19 protein-coding genes are annotated in these 21,258 nt (G+C 72.3%); 7 read left to right on the top strand and 12 right to left on the bottom strand.

The window, feature by feature from the left end:
- A partial coding sequence (locus KME80_RS06070; protein ID WP_219501176.1) for a response regulator transcription factor occupies positions 1-541 on the top strand: 541 nt, incomplete at its 5' end.
- Between the two features lie 24 nt (positions 542-565).
- Here the strand turns inward: KME80_RS06070 and KME80_RS52610 are convergent.
- Positions 566-2,554 carry a sensor histidine kinase gene (locus KME80_RS52610; protein WP_219501173.1) on the bottom strand — a complete coding sequence of 663 codons (1,989 nt, stop codon included), beginning with the start codon at positions 2,552-2,554 and terminating at the stop codon, positions 566-568.
- Between the two features lie 144 nt (positions 2,555-2,698).
- Here KME80_RS52610 and KME80_RS06060 point away from each other — a divergent pair, with 144 nt between their 5' ends.
- Both KME80_RS06060 and KME80_RS50015 read left to right on the top strand, forming a co-directional pair.
- Positions 2,699-3,592, top strand: coding sequence for a MerR family transcriptional regulator (locus KME80_RS06060; protein ID WP_219501169.1), 894 nt, complete (start codon positions 2,699-2,701; stop codon positions 3,590-3,592).
- Between the two features lie 19 nt (positions 3,593-3,611).
- On the top strand, positions 3,612-4,211 hold the full coding sequence (locus tag KME80_RS50015) for a DUF4232 domain-containing protein (protein WP_219501166.1): 600 nt from the start codon (positions 3,612-3,614) through the stop codon (positions 4,209-4,211).
- Between the two features lies 1 nt (position 4,212).
- On the opposite strand, the gene KME80_RS06050 is transcribed toward KME80_RS50015, so the two are convergent.
- From KME80_RS06050 to serA, 4 genes are all read right to left on the bottom strand, one after another.
- Complete coding sequence (locus tag KME80_RS06050) at positions 4,213-4,662, bottom strand: pyridoxamine 5'-phosphate oxidase family protein (RefSeq protein ID WP_219501165.1); 450 nt, start codon at positions 4,660-4,662, stop codon at positions 4,213-4,215.
- Between the two features lie 37 nt (positions 4,663-4,699).
- Positions 4,700-5,797 (bottom strand): branched-chain amino acid aminotransferase, encoded by a 1,098-nt coding sequence (locus KME80_RS06045; RefSeq protein WP_219501162.1) that lies wholly within the window; start codon positions 5,795-5,797, stop codon positions 4,700-4,702.
- Between the two features lie 174 nt (positions 5,798-5,971).
- A complete protein-coding gene (locus KME80_RS06040) occupies positions 5,972-7,018 on the bottom strand; it encodes a 3-isopropylmalate dehydrogenase (RefSeq protein WP_219501159.1) in 1,047 nt (348 codons plus the stop codon).
- 474 nt (positions 7,019-7,492) lie between these two features.
- Positions 7,493-9,076, bottom strand: coding sequence for a phosphoglycerate dehydrogenase (serA, locus tag KME80_RS06035; protein ID WP_219501156.1), 1,584 nt, complete (start codon positions 9,074-9,076; stop codon positions 7,493-7,495).
- A 237-nt stretch (positions 9,077-9,313) separates the two neighbouring features.
- Here serA and KME80_RS06030 point away from each other — a divergent pair, with 237 nt between their 5' ends.
- Both KME80_RS06030 and KME80_RS06025 read left to right on the top strand, forming a co-directional pair.
- The gene (locus KME80_RS06030) at positions 9,314-10,168 is read left to right on the top strand and encodes a hypothetical protein (protein WP_219501153.1); all 855 of its coding nucleotides are present in this window, start codon (positions 9,314-9,316) and stop codon (positions 10,166-10,168) included.
- A gap of 48 nt (positions 10,169-10,216) precedes the next feature.
- On the top strand, positions 10,217-11,587 hold the full coding sequence (locus KME80_RS06025; RefSeq protein WP_219501137.1) for an MFS transporter: 1,371 nt from the start codon (positions 10,217-10,219) through the stop codon (positions 11,585-11,587).
- On the opposite strand, the gene KME80_RS06020 is transcribed toward KME80_RS06025, so the two are convergent.
- Genes KME80_RS06020 through KME80_RS06010 form a run of 3 tightly spaced genes read right to left on the bottom strand, consistent with a single transcriptional unit; the run spans position 11,547 to position 15,297 of the window.
- Entirely contained in the window at positions 11,547-14,111 is a 2,565-nt protein-coding gene (locus KME80_RS06020) for an FtsX-like permease family protein (RefSeq protein ID WP_219501132.1), read from the bottom strand. The two genes, KME80_RS06025 and KME80_RS06020, sit on opposite strands and share 41 nt — an antisense overlap.
- The gene (locus KME80_RS06015) at positions 14,108-14,788 is read right to left on the bottom strand and encodes an ABC transporter ATP-binding protein (RefSeq protein WP_219501129.1); all 681 of its coding nucleotides are present in this window, start codon (positions 14,786-14,788) and stop codon (positions 14,108-14,110) included. The genes KME80_RS06020 and KME80_RS06015 overlap by 4 nt, the downstream gene beginning before the upstream one ends.
- Positions 14,785-15,297 (bottom strand): PadR family transcriptional regulator, encoded by a 513-nt coding sequence (locus tag KME80_RS06010; protein WP_219501126.1) that lies wholly within the window; start codon positions 15,295-15,297, stop codon positions 14,785-14,787. Before KME80_RS06010 ends, KME80_RS06015 begins: the two co-directional genes overlap by 4 nt.
- An 88-nt stretch (positions 15,298-15,385) precedes the next feature.
- Here KME80_RS06010 and KME80_RS06005 point away from each other — a divergent pair, with 88 nt between their 5' ends.
- Together KME80_RS06005 and dacB are read left to right on the top strand one after the other, a co-directional pair.
- Positions 15,386-15,943, top strand: coding sequence for an FHA domain-containing protein (locus KME80_RS06005; protein ID WP_219501122.1), 558 nt, complete (start codon positions 15,386-15,388; stop codon positions 15,941-15,943).
- Positions 15,944-16,050: 107 nt separating this feature from the next.
- Entirely contained in the window at positions 16,051-17,595 is a 1,545-nt protein-coding gene (gene dacB / locus KME80_RS06000; protein WP_219501119.1) for a D-alanyl-D-alanine carboxypeptidase/D-alanyl-D-alanine endopeptidase, read from the top strand.
- Between the two features lie 239 nt (positions 17,596-17,834).
- On the opposite strand, the gene KME80_RS05995 is transcribed toward dacB, so the two are convergent.
- Genes KME80_RS05995 through KME80_RS05980 form a run of 4 tightly spaced genes read right to left on the bottom strand, consistent with a single transcriptional unit; the run spans position 17,835 to position 21,176 of the window.
- Positions 17,835-18,617 carry an ABC transporter permease gene (locus tag KME80_RS05995; protein ID WP_308125626.1) on the bottom strand — a complete coding sequence of 261 codons (783 nt, stop codon included), beginning with the start codon at positions 18,615-18,617 and terminating at the stop codon, positions 17,835-17,837.
- On the bottom strand, positions 18,614-19,378 hold the full coding sequence (locus tag KME80_RS05990; protein ID WP_219501116.1) for an ABC transporter permease: 765 nt from the start codon (positions 19,376-19,378) through the stop codon (positions 18,614-18,616). The genes KME80_RS05995 and KME80_RS05990 overlap by 4 nt, the downstream gene beginning before the upstream one ends.
- Positions 19,375-20,127: an ABC transporter ATP-binding protein gene (locus KME80_RS05985; RefSeq protein ID WP_219501113.1), complete on the bottom strand. Its 753-nt coding sequence runs from the start codon at positions 20,125-20,127 to the stop codon at positions 19,375-19,377. The genes KME80_RS05990 and KME80_RS05985 overlap by 4 nt, the downstream gene beginning before the upstream one ends.
- On the bottom strand, positions 20,124-21,176 hold the full coding sequence (locus KME80_RS05980; RefSeq protein WP_219501110.1) for an ABC transporter substrate-binding protein: 1,053 nt from the start codon (positions 21,174-21,176) through the stop codon (positions 20,124-20,126). The genes KME80_RS05985 and KME80_RS05980 overlap by 4 nt, the downstream gene beginning before the upstream one ends.
- Positions 21,177-21,258 lie beyond the last annotated feature (82 nt).

Here is a 21,258-nt window from a genome sequence, read left to right as displayed (position 1 = left end):
GGAAGCCGACATCGACGTCGTCGCGGCCGTCGAGTCGGGCGAGGCGGCCGTCGCCGCCGCCGTCGAGCACCGGCCGGACGTGGCCGTGCTCGACATCGACATGCCAGGGGCGATGGACGGCCTCGACGCCGCCGCCAAACTGCGCACCCGGGCGCCCGGCTGCCGCACGCTCATGCTCACCGCGCACGGCAAGCCGGGACACCTGCGCCGGGCGCTCGCCTCGCAGGTGGACGGGTTCGTGCTGAAGACGGCGCCGCCGGACGAGCTGACCGCGGCGATCAGGAAGGTGACGCGGGGGGAGCGCGTCCTGGACCCCTCGCTCGCCGTCACCGCCTGGAACCTGGCCGACAACCCGCTCACCCCGCGCGAGGCCGACGTGCTGCGGCTGGCCGCGGGCGGCGCCGAGGCCACGGAGATCGCCGCCGAGCTGTTCCTGAGCGCGGGGACGGTGCGCAACTACCTCACGGCGATCGTCACCAAGCTCAACGCCCGCAACCGCACCGACGCCGCCCGCATCGCCGCCGAAGCCGGCTGGATCTAGCGGGCGTCCTCCGGCGGGGCGGCTCTATCGAGCAGGAGCCGGGGTCAGGGCCGGGGCGGGGATCGTGGCGGTCAGTTCGAACCAGCCGCCCTCGCCGGAGACGGCCAGGCGCCCGTCCAGCTCGGACAGGCGGGTGGTGAGGTTGCCGATCCCGGCCGAACCACGCCGCCCCTCCGAGGCGCGCGTCCCGTCGTTGCGGACGCTCAGCCGTACGACGCCGTCGCCGGCCGCGGTGGTGATCGAGCAGCGGCTCGCCGCGCTGTGGCGCAGCACGTTGGTCACGGCCTCCCGCAGCACCGCGCCGAGCACGTGCTCCACCTCCGGGTCGAGGCCGGGATGGCGGAGGTCGAGCGTGGCGGCGACCCCCGCGGCGGCCAGCACCGAACGCGCCGACTCCGCCTCGGCGGCCAGCGAGAGCCGCCCGTGCTCGCCCGAGACGGTCGCGAGGTCCGCCGTCGCCCGCTCGGTCATCGCCGCCACGTCGGCGAGCTCCTTACGAGCGCGTTCGGGGTCGAGGCGGCGGGCGAGCTCGCACTTCAGCAGGATCGCGGCCAGCGTGTGGCCGAGCAGGTCATGGAGGTCGCGGGCGGCGCGCAGCCGTTCCTCGACCACGGCGGCGCGGGCCAGGCCGTCCCTGGACTCGCGCAGCTCCCTGGTCAGCCGGGCCAGCGTGAGCAGCCCGTACATGACCAGGCCGGTCACGACCGTGCTGATGGCGTAGTTCACGGTCAGCGGGACCGGCAGGCGGAGCAGGACGCCGGCGGCCGTGACGACCGCGACGATCACGGCGGTGAGCGGCAGCGCCACCGCCCACCGGAACGCCAGCAGGACCGGACCGGCCAGGAAACCGGCCACGCCCAGCCACGCCTGCCCGAACAGCGGGATCGGCGCGAACGTCAGCACCGCCATGATCGCCAGCGCCGTCCTGTGGCGTCCCTCGATCGAGCGGAGCTGCATGACGATGATGACCAGCAGCAGCGGCGCGGGCCAGAACGAGCCCGCGAGCAGCAGCGCCTTGGCCGAGAAGCCGACCATGACGGTCGCCAGCAGCGCCGTCGCCACCGGCGCGTCGGCGGCGGGCGGGGCGGGCGCGCGGGTGGCGGGCAGCGTGGCCTCGACGACCAGCTTGGAGTCCGGTGCGATGCCGACCGTGAGCGTGCCTCCGGCAGCATCGACCTGCGCGGGCAGCTCGCCCAGCCGGTCGTCGCCCGCGGTGCGCGCGCCGTCGTCGCAGACGCGCAGCCGTACCGAGTCCGCGACGGCGACGGTCTCGATCAGGCAGGTCGTGGCCGAACGCCGGCGTACGACGTCGGTCACGGCCTCGCGCAGCACGGCCGCGAGCAGCGCGCCCGCCGGGCCGAGCGGTTCGGCGTGGCTCATGCGCACCTCGGGGACGATGCCGGCGGCGGCGAGCATGGCCTTGGCCGTGGTGACCTCCGGGGCCAGCGACATCGCACGGTAGCCGGCCGCCGCGGCCCGCGCGTCGGCCAGTGCGCGCCGGGCCGTCTCCACGTCAGGGGCGCCGGCCGCGGCGCTGCGGGCGATGGCGGCCAGCGCCTCGCCCAGGCCGCGGCTGAGCTCGGCGGCGATGCGCAGCCGTTCCTCGGCCGCGGCGGTCAGGGCCAGGGACAGGCGGGCGGCGTTCACCTCGTCGATCCGGTCGACCATGATGGTGAGGCCGCGGACGAGCAGGCAGATCAGCACCATGCTGATCAGCGGGTCGGCGGGGCCGATGAGGGCCGCGACCCCGACGACGCCCAGCGCGAGCGGCCACAGCCTGGTCAGGAGCAGCGACCCGCCGACGAAGCCGAGAATCCCGACCGACGTGCCGTACAGCAGCACCGAGCCGCAGGTCACCACGGTCTGCGCGGCGAGCACCCACCACGTCCGGCGCCTGACGAACGCCACCTGGAGGGGGAAGGCGAGCAGCGCCAGCGGCGAGCCGGCCACCACGTAGACGCTGGTGAGTCCCGCGAACACCACGGTGACGATGACCATTGCCCGCTTCTGCACCCACGCAGCCTACGAGACACGCGCCCGCCCGCCCGCGGCAGCCACCACGAGCGCGCTGCGCACCCCGGCCCGCCCGGCCCGGCGTGATCTCATCATGAACCGGACAATTGACTCTCCAGCAAGGGGAGACGCAAAGGTGGGGGCATGGACGGCACGCTCTACTCGATCGGCGACCTGGCCCGGCGCACCGGGCTGACGGTCAAGACCATCAGGTTCTACTCCGACCAGGGCATCGTGCCGCCCGCCGACCGCGGCCCCACCGGCTACCGCCGCTACGACGCCGCCGCCGTCGCCCGCCTCGATCTCGTACGGACGCTGCGCGAGCTGGGTGTGGGCCTGGCGACCATCCGCAGGGTCGTGGACCGGGAGGTCACGCTCGCCGAGGTCGCCGCGGCCCACGCCGAGGCGCTGAGCGTGCAGATCCGCACGCTCAGGCAGCGCCGGGCGGTGCTCACGGCGGTGGCCAGGCGGGGCTCGACCCCTGAGGAGATGGATCTCATGCACAAGCTGGCCAGACTGTCCGAGGAGGAGCGCCGGGAGCTGATCGGCGGCTTCCTGGACGCGGTGTTCGACGGGCTGGTGGTCGACGGGCTGGAGCTCGACGGCCCCAGGCGCTCGATGACGCCCGAACTGCCCGACGACCCCACGGCCGAGCAGGTCGAGGCCTGGGTGCGGCTGGCCGAGCTGTCCCGCGACCCGGACTTCCGCGCCTCGATGCGCCGGCTGGCCGAGGACCACCGGGACGACGGCCTCGGCCTGCGTCCCGGCCCGGTCGAGGCGGCCCGCGCCCGCGCCGGGGCGCCTCCGTCGGCGGCCGACGTGGCGGCGGTGGCGGGCGAGTACGCGCGGGCGCTCGGCGTCCCCGACGACGCCGCGCTGCGGCGCCGCCTCCTCTCCCGGCTGGAGGCCGCCGCCGATCCTCGCCGCGAGCTCTACCTGGGCCTGCTCGCCGTGATCAACGGCTGGCCGGCCCCGGAGCCGCTCGCCCCGGCTCTCACCCCGTTCGTCGAGGCGCTGCGCGGGCGGCCCGGCCCCTGAGGTGCGCCAGGATGGTGGGGTGAGAATCTCGTACGTCCTGGTCGTGGCGGCGCTGGCGGTGGCCGGGTGCGGCACGCGGACGGCCGGCGCGGCGGGGGCCCCGCCCGCTCCGTCTCGGCACACCGTCCAGGCCACGCCGATCCCGCCCCTGGACTCCGAGCGCACGGCGCCGGCCAGGAGCCGGTGTCCCCGGTCGGGGCTGCGGCTCACCGCCGAGCCGGCGAACGCGGCGATGGGCCTGCGGGCGCAGACGCTGATCCTCACCAACTGCGGCAAGCGGGTGCGCCAGGTCAGCGGCTACCCGAAGGTGCGGCTGCTGGACGCGGCCGGCGACCCGCTGAAGGTGCGCCTCGACCGGGGCGCCCAGGAGATCACCACGGCCGTCGCGGACCCGGGGCCGGAGACGGTGACGTTGCGGCCCGGCCGATCGGCGCACTTCAGCCTGGCCTGGCGCAACACGTACACGGACACGAGCCGCCGGTCCGAGGTCGGGGCCACGGTCGGGGCGACGGTGGTCGTCACCGCCGCCGGAGCCCGGCTCACCGTGGACACGCCGGTGGACCTCGGCTCGACGGGCGTCCTCGGCGTCACCGCGTGGACCTCCCCCAAGGGGGGCTGACTCAGGCCAGCCAGCGGCCGTCGCGCATCAGGTCGCGGCCCTTCAGCTCGTTCACCTCGCGCCACGCCTGGATCCGCTGCGGGCGGACGCGGAAGAAGGGATAGGGCTCGCCGATCTCGCGCGGGTCGAAGCCCGTCTTGGCGGCGAACGCGTCACCGACCTCGGCCGTGATCTCGGTGATCTCCACGGTGCCGTCGACCAGGACGACGTCCCGCGTCAGCCCCAGCCCCAGCCGGACCAGCCCGGTGGCCGCCAGGTTACGGCCGGTGGGGCTGGCGGCCGGGGTCGACAGCAGCAGGCTGGAGCCGTCCCACAGGAAGGACAGCGGCACCAGGAACGGCGCCCCCTTCTCCGGGTCGGCCGTCGCCACCCACGTGTCGACGTCGGACTCCAGCCGGCGCAGCGTGTCCTGCTTGCGCTGCTCGAACGTGCGGGGGTCGGGCAGGGTCATGCGGTGTGCTCCTGGAGGGTAGGGGTGGCGGCCACGACTAGAGGATCTTGTGGACCCAGTCGTGCGTGTCGGGCCGGGAGCCGTACTGGATGCCCACCAGCTCCTCGCGGATGCGCATCGTCACCGGCCCCGGGGTCCCGTCGCCGACGGTCCAGGCGCGGTCGGCGCCCTTGACGGAGCCGACGGGCGTGACGACGGCGGCCGTGCCGCAGGCGAACACCTCGGTGAGCTCGCCGGACTCGCAGCCGGCCTGCCACTCGTCGGTGCTGATCAGCCGCTCCTCGGCCTCCAGGCCGAGCTCGTCGGCCAGGCCGAGGATGGAGTCGCGGGTGATCCCGGGCAGGAGGGTGCCGGTGAGGGCAGGGGTGACGAGCTTGTCGCCGAAGACGAAGAACAGGTTCATCCCTCCCATCTCCTCCACGTAGCGGTGCTCGTGGGCGTCGAGCCAGACGACCTGGTCGCAGCCCTGCGCGACGGCCTCCCGCTGGGCCACGAACGCGGCCGCGTAGTTGCCGCCGCACTTGGCGAAGCCGGTGCCCCCGGGAGCGGCGCGGGTGTACTCGGTGGACAGCCACACCGAGACCGGCTTGATGCCCCCGGTGAAGTAGGAGGCCGCCGGCGAGGCGATCACCAGGTACTTGTACGTCTTGGACGGGTAGTTCACGCCGAGCCCGACCTGGGTGGCGATGATGAACGGCCGCAGGTAGAGGCTGTGCCCCTCGGTGGTGGGCACCCAGTCGCGGTCGGTCTGGACCAGGAGCTCCAGCGACTCGACGAACGTCTCCTCGGGCAGCTCGGGCATGGCCATGCGGGCGGCGGACCGGTTGAACCGGCTCGCGTTGGCGTAGGGCCGGAAGGTGACCACGGACCCGTTGACCTGCCGGTAGGCCTTGAGCCCCTCGAACAGCTCCTGCGCGTAGTGGAAGACGGACGTGGCCGGGTCGAGGCTGAGCGGCCCGTACGGCTGGAGGCGGGCGTCGTGCCAGCCGCGGCCCTCGGTGTAGTCGATCGAGATCATGTGGTCGGTGAAGACCTGGCCGAATCCCGGGTTCGCCAGTACCTGCTCGCGCTCGGCCGCGGTGCGAGCGTGGTCGGATAGCTGCACGTCGAAGCTGAGCTTCTGAGCGATGGTCATGACGCGGGTCCTTCTCTCTGCGATTCCTGCGGGTGCTGCCGCGAAACGGCAGTCCGTACTTCCTATTGTCTCGCTATTTGGGATGGCAAGGGGGGTGACGCCCGTTTGGACATGAAAAAGCGCCTGGCGGGTCCTCGTTCGGGACCGCCAGGCGCTGCTGAGCAGGGGCGGCCCCTAGCTCGATACGCGCGCGGTGATGTCGTCACCGATCTCGTGCGTGGTGCGTCCGGCCCAGCCGGTCAGGCGCTCGACGATGTCGTCGGCGACGGCCTGCTCGACCCTGGCCGCCTCGGCGCTGAGGCCGAGGTGCTCCAGGAGCATGGCGACCGACAGGATCGTGGCGGTCGGGTCGGCCTTGCCCTGCCCGGCGATGTCGGGCGCGCTGCCGTGCACCGGCTCGAACATGCTGGGCGCGGTGCCCTCGGGGTTGATGTTGCCGCTGGCGGCCAGGCCGATGCCGCCCGCGACGGCCGCGCCGAGGTCGGTGATGATGTCGCCGAACAGGTTGTCGGTGACGATGACGTCGAACCGCTCCGGCTGGGTGACGAAGAACATCGAGGCCGCGTCGACGTGGCTGTAGTCGGTGGTGACGTCGGGGTACTCCTCGGCCACCCGGTTGACGGTGCGCTGCCAGAGGTCGCCGGCGAAGGTGAGCACGTTGGTCTTGTGGACGAGCGTGAGCTTCTTGCGCGGGCGCGAGCGCGCCTTCTCGAACGCGTAGCGCACGACGCGCTCGACGCCGTGGGCGGTGTTGAGCGACTCCTGGGTGGCGATCTCGTACGGGGTGCCGCGCCGCATGGTGCCGCCGGTGCCGGCGTAGAGGCCTTCGGTGCCCTCGCGGACCACGATCATGTCGATGTCCTCGGCCGGGGTGTCGGCCAGGGGCGTCTCGACGCCGGGGAAGAGCTTGACCGGGCGCAGGTTGACGTAGTGGTCGAACTCGAAGCGCAGGCGCAGCAGCAGCTCGCGCTCCAGGATGCCGGGGGGCACGCTGGGGTCGCCGATGGCGCCGAGCAGGATCGCGTCGTAGCCGCGCAGCTCCTGCATCACACTGTCGGGCAGGGTCTCACCGGTGCGGTGATAGCGGGCGGCGCCCAGGTCGTAATGGGTGGCTTCGATCTTGGTCCCGACCGCTTCGAGGACCTTCAGACCTTCGGCCACGACCTCGGTGCCGATGCCATCACCAGGGATGACGGCCAGACGAATGTTGCGCGACTCCATGGGCGTACCTTACCGGCTCGTCTCGGCTGCCGAACACATGATCTCAGTGGCTGGGATGCGGCGCGCCGCCGTTGTCGCGGCGGTCCAGGGCTGTCTGCAGGGCCTCGGCGGCCTCGTTCTCGTGCTCGTCGGCGCTGTTCCAGGCATACATCTCGTACATGAGGTGACTCATCTCGTTTCGCGGGGCGTCGGATGTGTGAAGTCGGATCCCGGTCGCGAATCCGCCCGGGCCTGTGTTCGCGGTCCGGATCACGGACCGGCGAAGGAGGGACTTACCGGCCGACAGCAACGCCACTCACCGCGGCGAGTCGTCGACCTGCCCTAACAGGCCCCGCCGCGGCAGGTAATGAGTACGAGAACCTGGCGCATTACTCGTCAGACTACCAGCGCGTCTCGTTGGATGTCCTACTATCTCGCATCCTGAGACACGAAGGAGGGGCCACCGGTGCGGCGGCCCCTCCTGTCGGGAGTGCGTCAGAGGTCGACCGAGCGGCCGCTCTCCGCGCCGATCTCGGAGCCGATCTGCTCCAGCACGTCGGACGGGATCGCGGTGTCGACGGTCAGCGCGATGAGCGCCTTGCCGCCCTTGACGTCACGGGCCACCTGCATCGAGGCGATGTTGATGCCCTGCTCGCCGAGGATGCGGCCGACGACGCCGACGACTCCGGGCCGGTCGGTGTAGGTGAAGAACGACAGGTGCTCGGTCGGCTCGATCTCCATCTGGTAGCCGTTGACCTCGACGATCTTGGTGATCTGCCGGGGGCCGGAGAGCGTGCCGGACACCGAGACGTGGCGGCCGTCGGCCAGCACGCCGCGCACGGTGATCACGTTGCGCCAGTCGGGGCTGTCGGAGCTGGTGACCAGCTCGACGGCGATGCCCCGGTCCTTGGCCAGCAGCGGCGCGTTGACGTACGTGACCTGCTCCTCGATCACGTCGGCGAAGACGCCCTTGAGGGCGGCGAGCTCGATGACCCGCACGTCCTGGGCGGCGATCTCGCCGCGGACCTCGATGTCGAGCTTGGTGGCCACCTCGCCGGCCAGCGCGGTGAAGACCCGGCCCAGCTTCTCGGCGAGCGGCAGGCCCGGCTTGACGTCCTCGGCGACGGCGCCGCCCTGGACGTTGACCGCGTCGGGCACGAACTCGCCGGCCAGGGCCAGCTTGACGCTGCGCGCGACCTGAGTGCCGGCCTTCTCCTGGGCCTCGTGCGTGGAGGCGCCCAGGTGCGGCGTGACGACGACCTGGTCGAGCTCGAACAGCGGACTGTCGGTGCACGGCTCCTTGGCGAACACGTCGAGGCCGGCGCCGGCGACGCGGCCTTCCTTGATCGCCGAGTAGAGGGCGGCCTCGTCGACGATGCCGCCGCGGGCCACGTTGATGATCCGCACCGACGGCTTGACCTCGTGCAGCTCGCGGTCGCCGATGAGACCCAGGGTCTCCTTGGACTTGGGCAGGTGGACGGTGATGAAGTCGGCCTGCTTGAGCACCTCGTCGAGGCTGAGCAGCTTGACGCCCATCTGCGCGGCGCGGGCCGGCGGCAGGTAGGGGTCGTAGGCGATCAGCTCGACGCCGAACGGCTGCAGCCGCTGGGCCACGAGCTGGCCGATCTTGCCGAGGCCGAGGATGGCGACGACCTTCTCGTCGAGCTCGACGCCGGTGTACTTGGACCGCTTCCACTCGCCGTTCTTCAGCGCGGCGTGGGCCTGCGCGGTGTTGCGGGCGCTGGCCAGGATGAGCGCCACGGTCTGCTCGGCGGCGCTGGTGATGTTGGAGGTGGGCGCGTTGACCACCATCACGCCGGCCTTGGTGGCCGCCTCGACGTCGACGTTGTCGAGGCCGACGCCGGCGCGCGCGACCACGCGCAGCTTGGGCGCGGCGGCGATGGCCTCAGCGTCGACCTGGGTGGCGGAGCGGACGATGAGCGCGTCCACGTCGGCCAGGGCGGGCAGCAGCTGGGAACGGTCGGCGCCGTCGGTGTGGCGGACCTCGAAATCGGCGCCGAGGACGGCGAGACCGGCCTCGGACAGCTCCTCTGCTACCAGAACGACGGGCTTGTTCACGAGTGTTGGATCCTTAGGCGAGCGGCGGGCGGGAGGGACACGTCCCTGGGTCCCTCGGAGCCCTCAGAGTCTATCCACCGCTTGTGAACGCGTTCACGAGAGACCCAGCATTCGAGACGCCTCCCGCGGTACCCAGCACCCGGAAACTCATCCACACTGCACCCATCTTTGTCTTGATCGGGAGATTTATTGGCCATTAGCCTGATAAGCCGTGGCCTACTACCTATGGTTCGTCATATGAGCATCGGGAATCCTGCGCTTGCCGACGTGCTCGCCCAGCATGGTGGTCCGCACCGCCTGCTGGCGGCTCTCGCTGACTGTGGAGTCCTGGTGGCCGTGCGACCAGATCGATCCGTCGTCCTCGGGACGACCCAGGCCGGTGACCGGGTCCTGCTCGGCTACACCAGCGCGGTGACCTATGCCCGGCACCGCGGCGGCCATTCCCTGTCGGCGTGCGACGCCGACACCATCCTCGACATCCAGCGCGTCACCGGCGTGCGGGAGATCGTGATCGACGCCGCAGGCCCCGCCGCCGCCGCCGTCCCCATCGACGACCTGGCGCGCTTCCTCACCTCCACCCGTACGGGCCCGACGCCGGTCCTGTCGGGAGCCGCGCCGGCCGCCTACGCGACGGGCGCGATGGCCACGGTGTCGCGCGGGACCGTGATGGCGCAGGCGGCCCCCGCCTCGCCCGAAGCGCCCCCGATGCCGTGGATCCCGGCGCCGCGCCCGCACCTGTCGGGCCCGATGCAGCAGGTCGACCCCGGCTACCGGCGTTGCACGCACCCGATCCTGCCCGCGCTGCGCCAGGCGATCGCCCAGCTCCTCCAGGACTTCCCGCTGGTGCACCACGTGTGGATCTCCGAGGCCCGTACGGCGTCCGGCGCGACCGGGATCATGCTGCACGTCAAGGTGCACATGTCGGCAGCCGAGGACGTCGTGCGCGACCTGCACCGGGGCGCCAGGGCCCGGCTGCCGCAGTTCGCGGCCAGCGGGGCGCCGATCCTGATGGCCCGGGTCGCGGACTCGCGCAGCGAGCGCCGGATGATCGAGATCGGGGCGCACGTGGTCTGCGCGAACGTCCACGAATAGCGAAACTGGGCCCTACCGAACAAGCCTCTGCTCGGCTTCAATGAGGCCATGATCGCACCCGGCGTGGCCGCCCCCACGGTCTCCAGTGGCGTGCGCCTGGGCTACGGCGTCGGGTCGTTCTGCACCGCGACCTTCACCGCCGTGCCCGGGCTGCTGCTGCTGTACTACATGACCAACTTCCTGGCGGTGCCCGCGTGGCTGGCCGGGGTCGTGGTGACGGCGCCCAAGGTGTGGGACCTGCTGATCAACCCGCTGGTGGGCCGCTGGTCCGACCGCACCGCCTCACGGCTCGGCCCGCGCCGCCCGTGGCTGCTGGCGGGCGCGTGCACGCTGCCCGTCGCGTTCTTCCTGGTATTCGCCGGCCCGCCGCTGACCGGCGTCCCCGCCGCGCTGTACGTGGGCGCCTGCTTCCTGGCGGCGGCCACGGCCTACGCCCTGTTCGAGGTGCCGTACAAGGCGATGCCCGCCGAGATGACCGACGACTACCACGAGCGGACGTCGCTGCTGCAGTGGCGGATGGTGTTCGTCGGCGCGGGCACCGCGATCGCCGGCATCGCCGCCCCGGCCATCGTCAACAGCCAGGGCGACAGCGGCACGCTGGACAGCTACCGGCTGATGGGCGTGGTGATCGCCGTCGTGCTGCTCGCCGCCATGCTGGGCTCGTTCCTCGGCACGGCCCGCGCCCCCATGACGGGCGCCCCGCAGGCCGACACCGGCAGCCTGATCAGGCAGTTCGCCGTGGTCAGGGGCAACGCGTCGTTCCTGTGGCTGACGGTGCTGAGCTGCACCCAGCAGCTCGCGGTGGCCATCATGCTGGCCGCCGCGCCGTACTTCGCCGCGTACACGATCGGCGACCCGAAGGCCACGACCTCGCTGTTCGCGGCGCTGGTGGGGCCGATGATGCTGACCATGCCGCTGTGGTCGTGGCTGTCCAGGCGCTTCGACAAGCGGGGCGCGATGATCCTGGCCGCGCTGGCGTTCGCGACCGGCACCGCGCTGGCCCTGGCCACCCCGCTCTTCGGCGGCTGGTACGCGCACGCGATGATCCTGCTGGTGGGCACCGGGGTGGCGGGGGTGACGCTGCTGCAGTTCTCGATGCTGGCCGACGTGATCGCGCAGGACGCCGCGGACACGGGCAAGCGGCGGGCGGGCGTGTTCACCGGGCTGTGGACGGCGGTCGAGAGCGGCGTGAGCGCGTTCGGGGCGCTGATCTTCGGCGTGATCCTGTCGATGGGCGGTTTCCTGTCCTCGGAGCCGAGCAGGCCGGTCGAGCAGCCGGACAGCGCGGTGACCGCGGTGCTCGTCGGGCAGACCGCGGTCCCCGCGCTGATCATCCTGCTGTCGGTGGCGATGACGTTCGGCTACCGGATCAAGGACCCTATGCGAGCCGCCGCGCCGGCGCCGGACGGGTCCGGGTGACGAGTCCGGCCACCGCCGCGGCCAGCAGTGGCAGCCCGAGCACGACCACGGCGCAGAACACCCAGGGCACCGCGATGAGGGGCGTGCCGAGCTCGAACTGGAAGTCCCCCGGAGCGCCCGGCCGCGGGACGCGCGACCTCGTCAACAGCCAGGCCAGCGTGATGCCCGTGACCGACCCGGCGACGGCGCCGACCAGCGCGCCGAGCCCGGCGATGTAGCCGGCCTGGGCCGCCACGATGAGCCTGCGCACCCGGGGCGGCGCGCCGACGGCCGACACGGTGTCGAGGTCGCGCCGCATGTCGGCCACCGCGAGCCCGGTGGCCGCGAACGTGCCGCCGAGCACCAGCACCACGGCCAGCCCCAGGGCCAGCCAGAGCACCCCCGCGGGGTAGTCGTCGTAGCCGTTCTCCACCCTGACGTACGCGTCGCGGTGGGCCGCCCCGATCTGCGCCGCCAGCGTCGCCGGATCGGCCGGCCGGTGCGCCGCGTACAGCGTGCGCTCGCTGATCTTCAGGCCCGCCGCCCGCAACGCGGTGGCCGGGATCAGGGCGCCGGCCTGCTTCGGCTGCGCCGGGCGGGCCTCGACCGCCGGGATCTCAAGGTCGCGGCGGTCGAGGGACAGTCCGACGCGCACCTTGCCGTCGCGCACCGCTCCGGGCTGGAACACGATCGCCTTGCCCTCGGCCAGGGCCGCCGCGGCCACCGGGTCCACCCGGCCCTGCAGGAGCGCGAGCAGCCGGGCGTCCCCCACGGGCAGGTTGAACACCGCGCCGTGGCAGAAATCCCTGCACGCCTCGAACGGGGCTCGCAAATGGAGCGAGGCCTCCTCGCCCTTCTCGGTGACGGCCCGCTGCCCGCTGACCAGCGGCACCCCCGGGAGCGCCTTCTCGGCGGCGGCGCGCACCCGGGCCCACTCCCGGTCGTCCAGGCCGTTGCCCCTGATCACGAGCGTGCCCGTCGGCTCGACGGCCCAGGTGTTCTCCTTGCGGACCGTGTACTGGCTCTCGGCCCCGATGCCCAGCGTGATCGCCCCCATGGTGGCGGCCATGACCGCCGCCACGGCGGAGGCCGTACGGACCCGGTGCCGGGAGGCGTCGCGCACGGACAGCCGGAGCGGGAGCGGCAGCCGCGCGGCGAGCCGTCCGGTGGCGCGCACCAGCCACGGCGTGACGGCGACCAGCCCCAGCACGAACGGGACCACGCAGATCATGATCAGCCGTCGTTCGCTCATGAGCCCGAGCGCGCATCCGGCCAGCCCTGCCGCGATCAGGAGGAGGCCGAGGACCGGGTGGCCAGCGCGGTCGCGGGCCATGACCCGGGCCTCCCGTCCGGCGAGGACCCGCGCCGGGCTCTGCCGGGCGGCCTGCACGGCCGGGACGAGGGCGGCGATCACCCCGGTGGCCGTGCCGAGCAGGACGACGCCGAGGATCTGGAGCCAGGGCACGTCGGGCGGGCCGTAGCCGCCGATCATCTCGCGCACCAGCGGCGCCGGGGCGATCGCGGCGGCGATGCCGAGCGCCGCCCCGGCCGGCGTCGCGATCCCGCCGAGCACCAGCCCGTCCGCCAGCACGATCAGCTTCAGGTGGGCCGGGGAGCCGCCGTGGGCGGCGATCACGGCCAGCTCCCGGCGCCGCCGGCGCAGCCCGACCGCGAAGGCCGGCCCGGCGAGCAGGACGGTCTCCACGATGACGAGCACGCCGGCCACGGCGGCGGCGATCACCAGGTCGACGTCCCTCCCGGAGTACGCCGGGTACAGGCGCGGAACCGCGGGCGGGTCCTCGATGACCGCGCGGGACTCGACGCGGAGCCCCGAGGCGTTCAGCCGGCGCACCTGGTCCCAGCCGACCGGAGCGGGCGCGTCGGCGAGCCAGCCGGTGCCGTGCCCGTCCCCCTTGTCGCGCAGCAGCGTGCCCGGCAGGCTCACGACCTCGCGCTGCAGCGCGTGGTACGGGTACGCGACGACGCCGACCACCCGCACCTGGCGGCGCTCGGCCAGCACGCTCATCGGCCCGCCCAGGCGCACGTCGGCGCCGAGCATCGCGGGCGTCACCGCGACCTCGTCCGGCGCGGCCGGGAAGCGGCCCTGGAGCAGCGGGCGCATCCCGCGCGTCATGGGATCGCGCAGATCCACCTCCGTGACGCCGGCCACGTCCTCGCCGTTCGGCAGGTTCACCATCACCGAGCCGTGGTTCAAGGGGATGAGCCGGGCGTCGATCAGCGCGCCGACCTCGGCCTGCGTCCACGGCCGCGTGGACTTCGGCGTTCCTTTCGCCTCCTTGAAGACGCCGGAGACGTCCTGCCTGATCGGCCCGCGGTACTCGGTCGTGGCGATCTGCGCGTCGGCCGTGCCCAGGGTCCTGGTCAGGCCCTCTCGCTTGGAGACGTCGCCGGTGGCGAGCCCGGTCAGCAGGGTGGAGATCACCAGCACCGGCAGGCCGATCATCACCATGATCAGCGCACTGCGGCCCTTCGCGCGCAGGGCGTCCCTGCGGGAGAGGCGTAGAGCCGCGCGGAAGGCGCTCATCGGGCGCTCTCCAGCCGCACGGCCGCCGCGTCCGCGATCGCGCCGTCGCGCAGGTAGACGACCCGGTCGGCCCAGGCGGCGTAGCGGGGCTCGTGGGTGACGAGCAGCACGGCGGCGCCCGCGTCGCAGCGCTCGCGCAGCAGCCGCAGGATGCCGTCGCCGGTCGCGGTGTCGAGCGCGCCGGTAGGCTCGTCGGCCAGCAGCAGCCGCCGCTCCCCTGCCAGCGCCCTGGCGATGGCCACCCGCTGGCGCTGGCCGCCCGACAGCTCCTCGGGGAAGCGGTCGGCGACCTGGCCGGCGCCCACCTCCTCCAGCGCGGCCTCCGCCTCCTCACGGGCCAGGCCCGCGGCCACGCCGTCGAGCTCGCGGGGCAGCATCACGTTCTCGGCGGCCGTCAGGGACGGGATCAGGTTGAGGTCCTGGAACACGTACCCGACGCTCCTGCGGCGTAAGGCGGCCAGATCCTTGACGGCGGCCAGGTCGGCGCCCTCGATCACGACGCTGCCGGAGGTGGGCCGGTCGAGGCCGCCCGCCACGTTGAGCAGGGTGGACTTGCCGGAGCCCGACGGGCCCATCACCGCGACCAGCTCGCCGCGCGCGACGTCGAGGCTCACGCCCTTGAGCGCGTGCACGTCCCCGTGGGTCCGGGTCACCTCACGCAGGCTCACCACAGTCATGCGTTCTTCTCCTTGAGTACGGCCTCGCAGTGGTCCAGCCAGCGCTGTTCCGCCTCGGCCTTGAAGATCATCGAGTCGATCACGAGCCGTTGCGCCGGTCCGCCCGTCCCTCGGTGCTTGGCCCTGGTCAGCTCCTGGAGCATGCGCATGGTGGCCATGCGCTGGGCCAGGATCACCGCGGCCACGTCCACGTCGGCGGCGGCCACGGCCATCGCGATCTTGATGACCAGCTCGTCGCGGGGCCGGTCGGTCTGGCCGACGGGGGTGGCGAACCACTCCGCCAGCTCCCGCCGGCCGGATTCGGTTATCTCGTAGACCGCGCGCCCCTGCTCGTCGGTGCCGCCGGGCGTGACGAGGCCGTCACGTTCCATGCGGGAGAGCGTCGTGTAGACCTGGCCGATGTTCAGCGGCCAGGTCGCCCCCGTCGACGCCTCGAACTCCACCCTGAGCTGGTAGCCGTAACGCGGCCCGCTGCTCAGCAACGCGAGCAGCCCGTGCCTGATCGACATAAATACTCAGTATGCATACTGAGTATGCTCGCCGCAACAGATCCGCGTATTCTGGACAGCGAACGCGGTTCAGGCCGATACTCAGGGCATGAGCTCGACGCACCCGCCGTTCCGCGCATCCGACGGTGAGCGTGACCGCGCGATCGGCGAGCTGCGTGACCGCGCGGTCGAAGGGCGGATCTCCCACGACACCTTCGTAGGCCGCGTCGACCAGGCGCTGCGGGCGCGCAACCAGGAGGAGCTCGACGCGCTCGTCGCCGATCTGCCCAGGCGGCCGACGTTCCGGGGGCGGGTGACCAACCTGGTGACCAGGGTGGTCGGCGCGACCTCCGACTTCACCACCAGCCTGCAGTCCGCCTGGCGGCGGCCCCGGCTGCCCCGCCTGGCGCTGCCCGACGACGACCGGGTCCGCTACGTGGTCGGGCGCGGATCGGCGTGCGACCTGGTGCTGTCGGACCTGACGGTTTCGCGCGTCCACGCCGAGCTGCGGCGCGACGACGACGGCGGATGGATGCTGGTCGACCTCGGGTCGCTCAACGGCACCCGGCTCAACGGCTGGCGGCTGGTGGGCCCGGCCAAGGTGCGTTCCGGGGACGAGATCTCGTTCGGCGACTGCGGCTTCCTGGTGAGCTCCGCCCTCCCGTAACGGCCGGCCGCCGGTAAAGATACGGATATTTGCGGATTACAGCCCGCAGGCGCTCCTCGATGATCCGAAGGCGAGACCCCCAAGTCGCAGCCCCTTTGGAGACCCCCATGCGGCGCACCTCTGCATCCCTCGTCGCGGGCGCGCTCGTCGCGGCCCTCGCGTGGGCGTCAGGCCCCTCCTCCCCCGCGATCGCCCTCGAACCGTCACCCGGCCTGGCCGACCTGGCCCAGGACATCAACCAGATCCTCGGCGACTCGCGGCTGACCATCGCCCAGGCGGGCGTGCTCGTCAAGAGCGCCACCACCGGCGAGGAGCTGTACGCGACCGACGCCGGCAAGCTGCTGCTCCCGGCGTCCAACACCAAGCTGTTCACCTCGGCCGCGGCGGCCGAGACGCTCGGCCTCGACTACCGCTTCCCCACCACCGTGCTCAACGGCGGCCGCAAGCACGGCTCGGTGCTCCGCGGCGACCTGGTGCTGCGCGGCACCGGCGACCCGACGATGCTGGCCGAGGACTACGACGCGCTGGCCAAGAAGGTGGCCGACGCGGGCGTCAAGGTCGTCACCGGCAAGCTGGTGGCCGACGACACCTGGTTCGACGACGTACGGCTCGGCACGGACTGGGCGTGGGACGACGAGACGGCCTACTACGCGGCGCCGATCTCCGCCCTGACCACGTCGCCGGACCGCGACTACGACGCCGGCTCGGTGATCGTGGGCGTGGCGGTGGACGGCGGCCAGGTCAAGGTGACGACCACCCCGGAGACCGGCTACCTGAAGATCGTGAACAAGGCCACGGTCGGCGCCGAGACCGACGTGCTGATCCAGCGCCTGCACGGCACCCGTACCGTGGAGATCACCGGCACGGTGGCCGGGTCCTACCAGGAGTGGGTGTCCGTCGACGACCCCACGGCCTACACCGCCTCCCTGTTCCGCGACGCGCTGGCCAAGCACGGCGTGCGGGTGCTCGGCAAGACCGTGTCCGGCGCCGCGCCGTCGGGCGCCGGGGAGCTGGCCAGGCACGAGTCGATGCCGCTGAGCGAGCTGCTGGTGCCGTTCATGAAGCTGAGCAACAACATCCACGCCGAGATCCTCGTCAAGGCCATGGGCCGCAAGGTCGCCGGCCAGGGCACCTGGGCGGCGGGACTCAAGGTCGCCACGGACTTCGCCAAGGCCAACGGCGTGCAGGTGCTGAACATGCGGGACGGCTCCGGGCTGTCGCGGCGCGACGGGTTCACGCCCGCCTCGATCGTGCAGCTGCTGACGGCGGTGCGGGGCAAGCCGTGGTTCGAGAGCTGGTACGCGTCGCTGCCGGTCGCCGGCAACCCGGACCGCTTCGTCGGCGGCACGCTGCGCAGCCGGATGCGCGGCACGCCCGCGGCCGACAACGTGCGGGCCAAGACCGGCTCGCTCACCGGCGTGACCGCCCTGTCCGGGTACGTCACCAGCGCCGACGGTGAGCCGCTGGTGTTCGCCATCATGCTCAACCAGTACCTGTCGGGCTCGCCGAAGGACATCGAGGACAAGATCGCGATCCGGCTGGCGCAGTTCAAGCGCGGCGCGGCGGTGGACGGGACGCCCGCCCAGCTCCGCACCGCCGCCGAGACGGCCGGGGACCTGGAGTGCTCCTGGCTGAAGCCGGTGATGTGCTAGCCCCGGAGCGGGTGGAGCTCCAGGTATAGCGCCGATTTTCAGGACATAGCCGACGGGTGGCGGCCAGAATTCAGGGTCAAGCCCGGGAGCGCCGGGCACGACCGGCCCCACCCGCCGGTCTCCCACCGCACGCCCGCCGCGCTCCCCTCCGGCGGGCCCGGCCGCCACTCCCCCGCATCGGACCGCGGCCGGGCCCGCACCACCCGGCCCAGCGGGCGCCGGAGAGACACGCCGGCACGTCAGCGGGTGTCGGAGAAACGCGCCAGGACGAGCGACTCGACGACGCCCACCGCCGCGTACGCCACGATCGACACGCTGGTGACGACCACGATGTCCGCCCACACCTCGTCGTAGCGGAAGCCGCCGATCGCGCGCAGGATCTCGGCCCCGATCCCCTGCCCGGTGGCCAGCCACTCGGCGATGAGCGCGCCGATGATCGACGACGGCACCGAGATGCGCGCCGAGGCGAACACCGAGGGCATCGCCGTGGGCACCGCCACCTTGCGCAGCACCGTCGTCCGCGTCCCGCCATAGGCCATGACCAGGTCGGTGGCCTGCGGCGACGCCGAGCGCAGCCCGAAGGCGATGTTCACCAGCGCCGGGAAGAACACCACGATCCCGCCGATGACGGCCACGCCGAGCAGGTCGCGCCCGAACACGAGCGTGATCAGCGGCGTCATGACCACCAGCGGCACCGACCGCAGCAGCATCGCGACCGGCATGAACGTCTGCTCGACCGTACGGAACAGCACGAACGTCATGGCGACGACCACGGCCGCGACCATGCCGGTGGTGAACCCGATGGCCGCGTCCCTGATCGTGATGCCGAGCGCGCCGAACACGGCGTCGCGGTGCGCGGCGGCCTCCGGCACGGTGAACAGGTACTCCCACACCTGGTGAGGCCGCTTGCCGACGAGCGGGCTGATGCCGAACGCCTCCAGGAACAGCCACCAGGCGGCCACCACGATGAGCACGGAGGGCAGCAGCGGGCCGACGACCCGCAGCACGGTACGGCCGATCACAGCGCGGACCCCGTTTCGGCTCTGCCCGTCGACCAGGGCGTCACCAGCCGGGCGACGAGCGCGACGACCCCGTACCCGAGACCGGCGATCAGCCCCGCGACGAGGGCCAGCCCCCACGTGCGCGGCACCTGGAACTGCTGCTGGGAGATCATCAGCGAGACGCCGAGCCCCTGGTCGTTGCTGCCGAGGTATTCGCCGATGATGGCGCCGAGCAGCGCGGACGGGGCGGAGATCTTCAGCCCGGCGAACGTGCTGGGCAGCGCCGAGATGATCTGCACGTGGCGCAGCTTGGCCAGCTTGCCGCCCCCGTAGACGGTGATGAGGTCGAGGCTGGCGCGGTCGGCCGAGCGGAGCCCGAGCAGGGCGCCGATGAGCGTGGTGAAGAACACCGAGATCGCCGCCAGGAACACCACCGTCGCCTCGCCGCCGAACACGACGAGGATGATCGGCCCGATGGCCAGCAGCGGGATGCAGTAGCTGATCACCGCGAGCTGGGTGGCGACGGCTTCCAGCCTGGGGACGAGCAGGACGAGCACCGCGACGCCGATCGCCAGCCCGTTGCCCCACAGGAACCCCTGCAGCGCCGCCGTCAGCGTGGCCGACACGTTCGGCCCGTAGAAGCCCCAGCCGTCGGCGGCCATCCCGGCGAGCACCGCCCACGGCGTGGGCACGGCGCCGTCGCCGGCGAACACCGTGGCGGCGAGCAGCCACCAGAGCCCGACCAGGGCGACGACGCCGAGCAGGCCGTGCAGCCGCCTCATGAGCCGTGCCCGAACAGCAGGTCGCTGAGGTGGTCGTGGTAGGCGTGGAACTCCGGGGTGCGCATCATGTCGGGCGTGCGCGGGCGCGGCAGGTCGATCGGGACCAGCTCCACGACGCGGCCGGGGCGCGGGCTCATCACGGCGACCACGTCCGACAGGAACACCGCCTCGCCGATGCCGTGGGTGACCATGAGCGTGGTGGCGGGCTTCTCGGTCCAGATGCGCAGCAGCTCCAGGTTGAGCCGCTGCCTGGTCATGTCGTCCAGCGCGCCGAACGGCTCGTCGAGCAGCAGCACGCTGGGCTTGACGACGAGCGCGCGGGCGATGGACACGCGCTGGCGCATGCCGCCCGACAGCTCGGCGGGCCGGGCCTTCTCGAAGCCCTCCAGGCCGACGAGCTTGATCAGGTCCTCGATCACGCCGGGCTCCGGCTTCAGCCCGGCGACCTCCAGCGGCAGCCGGATGTTGGCGTGCACGCTGCGCCAGGGCAGCAGCGCCGAGTCCTGGAAGGCGATGCCGAGGTGGTGGCTCCTGCGCAGCTCCTCGGGCGACTCGCCGTTGACGCGGATCTCGCCGGACGTCGGCTCCTCCAGCCCGGCCAGGATGCGCAGCACGGTCGACTTGCCACAGCCCGACGGGCCGAGCAGCGACAGGAACGAGCCCTTGGGGGTCTCCAGGTCGACGCCCTCGACGGCCGTGACGCCCTTGCCGAAGGTCTTGCTCAGCCCGGTGATCGAGATGCCGCTCATGCGAGCTTCAGGCTCGGGTCGGCCTGGTAGACCTCGTCCAGGACCGACAGGTCGAACAGCTGCTCGGCCTTGACGGCGAGACCGGCCTTGCCCAGCGACTCGACGTTCTGCGCGATCAGCTCGGGCGTCATCGTGAACAGCCCGTTGGCCTTGGCGTCCGGGGTGACGACGAGCTCGTTCTGCATCTTGGCCTCCTCGGTCTGCTCCTTGACGTCGAGGTTGAGGTCCTTGCCGTAGGTGTTGGCGGCCATCTCGGCGGACTTGGCCGGATCGGCGACGGCGTCCTTCCAGCCCTTGATCTCGGCGGTCAGGAACGCCTTGAGCTTGTCGCGCTCGTTGTCGATCGTCTCCTGGCGGACCGTGAACGTCTCGGCGGCCAGCGGCAGGCCGTGGTCGGCGAACAGCAGGTAGGTGGCGTCCACGCCCTGCATCTTCAGCCGGACCGGGCCGCTGGTGACGAAGCCGACGTAGCCGTCGAGCTGGCCGGAGGTGAGCATGGACGGGTCCGACTGGAACGGCACCCGCGTCACGCTCGCCGGGTCGATCTCGTTGGCCTTGAGCAGCGCGTTCCACACCAGCTCGTTGGAGTCCTGGACGCCGATGCGCTTGCCGACCAGGGCCTTGGGGTCCTCGATCGGGTTCTTGCCGAGGGAGATGATGGCGAACGGGTTCTTCTGGAACGTCGCGCCGACGATCTTGAGCTGGGCGCCCTGGAGGACGGCGGGCGCGGTGATCGTGGGCGCCGACAGGCCGATCCAGCAGCGGCCGGTGGCCAGGCCCGACTCGACCGAGGTGCCGGAGCCGCCGCCGGACAGCAGCTCGACCTGGGAGAACCCGGCGGCCTTGTAGTAGCCCTTGCTGTCGGCGAAGTACTCGCCGGCGAACTCGACGTTCTTCTTCCACGACAGCTGCAGCTTCACGGCGCCGAACCCGCCGCCTTCGCCACCGCCGCCGGTGGACGTGCCGCCGCCACCGCAGGCGGCCAGCCCGAGCGCCAGCCCGGCCAGACCAGACGTCCGCAGGAACGCACGACGGTCGAGGGAAGCCATGATTCTCCTTGGGCTGAGCGATGAACGTGCAGGTCAGGAAGCTATACATCGATTATTACCATCGTGTGACAGAGTTTCGGCC

The sequence above is a fragment of the Nonomuraea ceibae genome (assembly GCF_019396325.1).
GTDB classification, from domain to species: Bacteria; Actinomycetota; Actinomycetes; order Streptosporangiales; family Streptosporangiaceae; genus Nonomuraea; species Nonomuraea ceibae.
The sequence above is the reverse complement of the archived record's forward strand: the minus strand, read 5'-3'. Positions and strand labels throughout refer to the sequence as shown.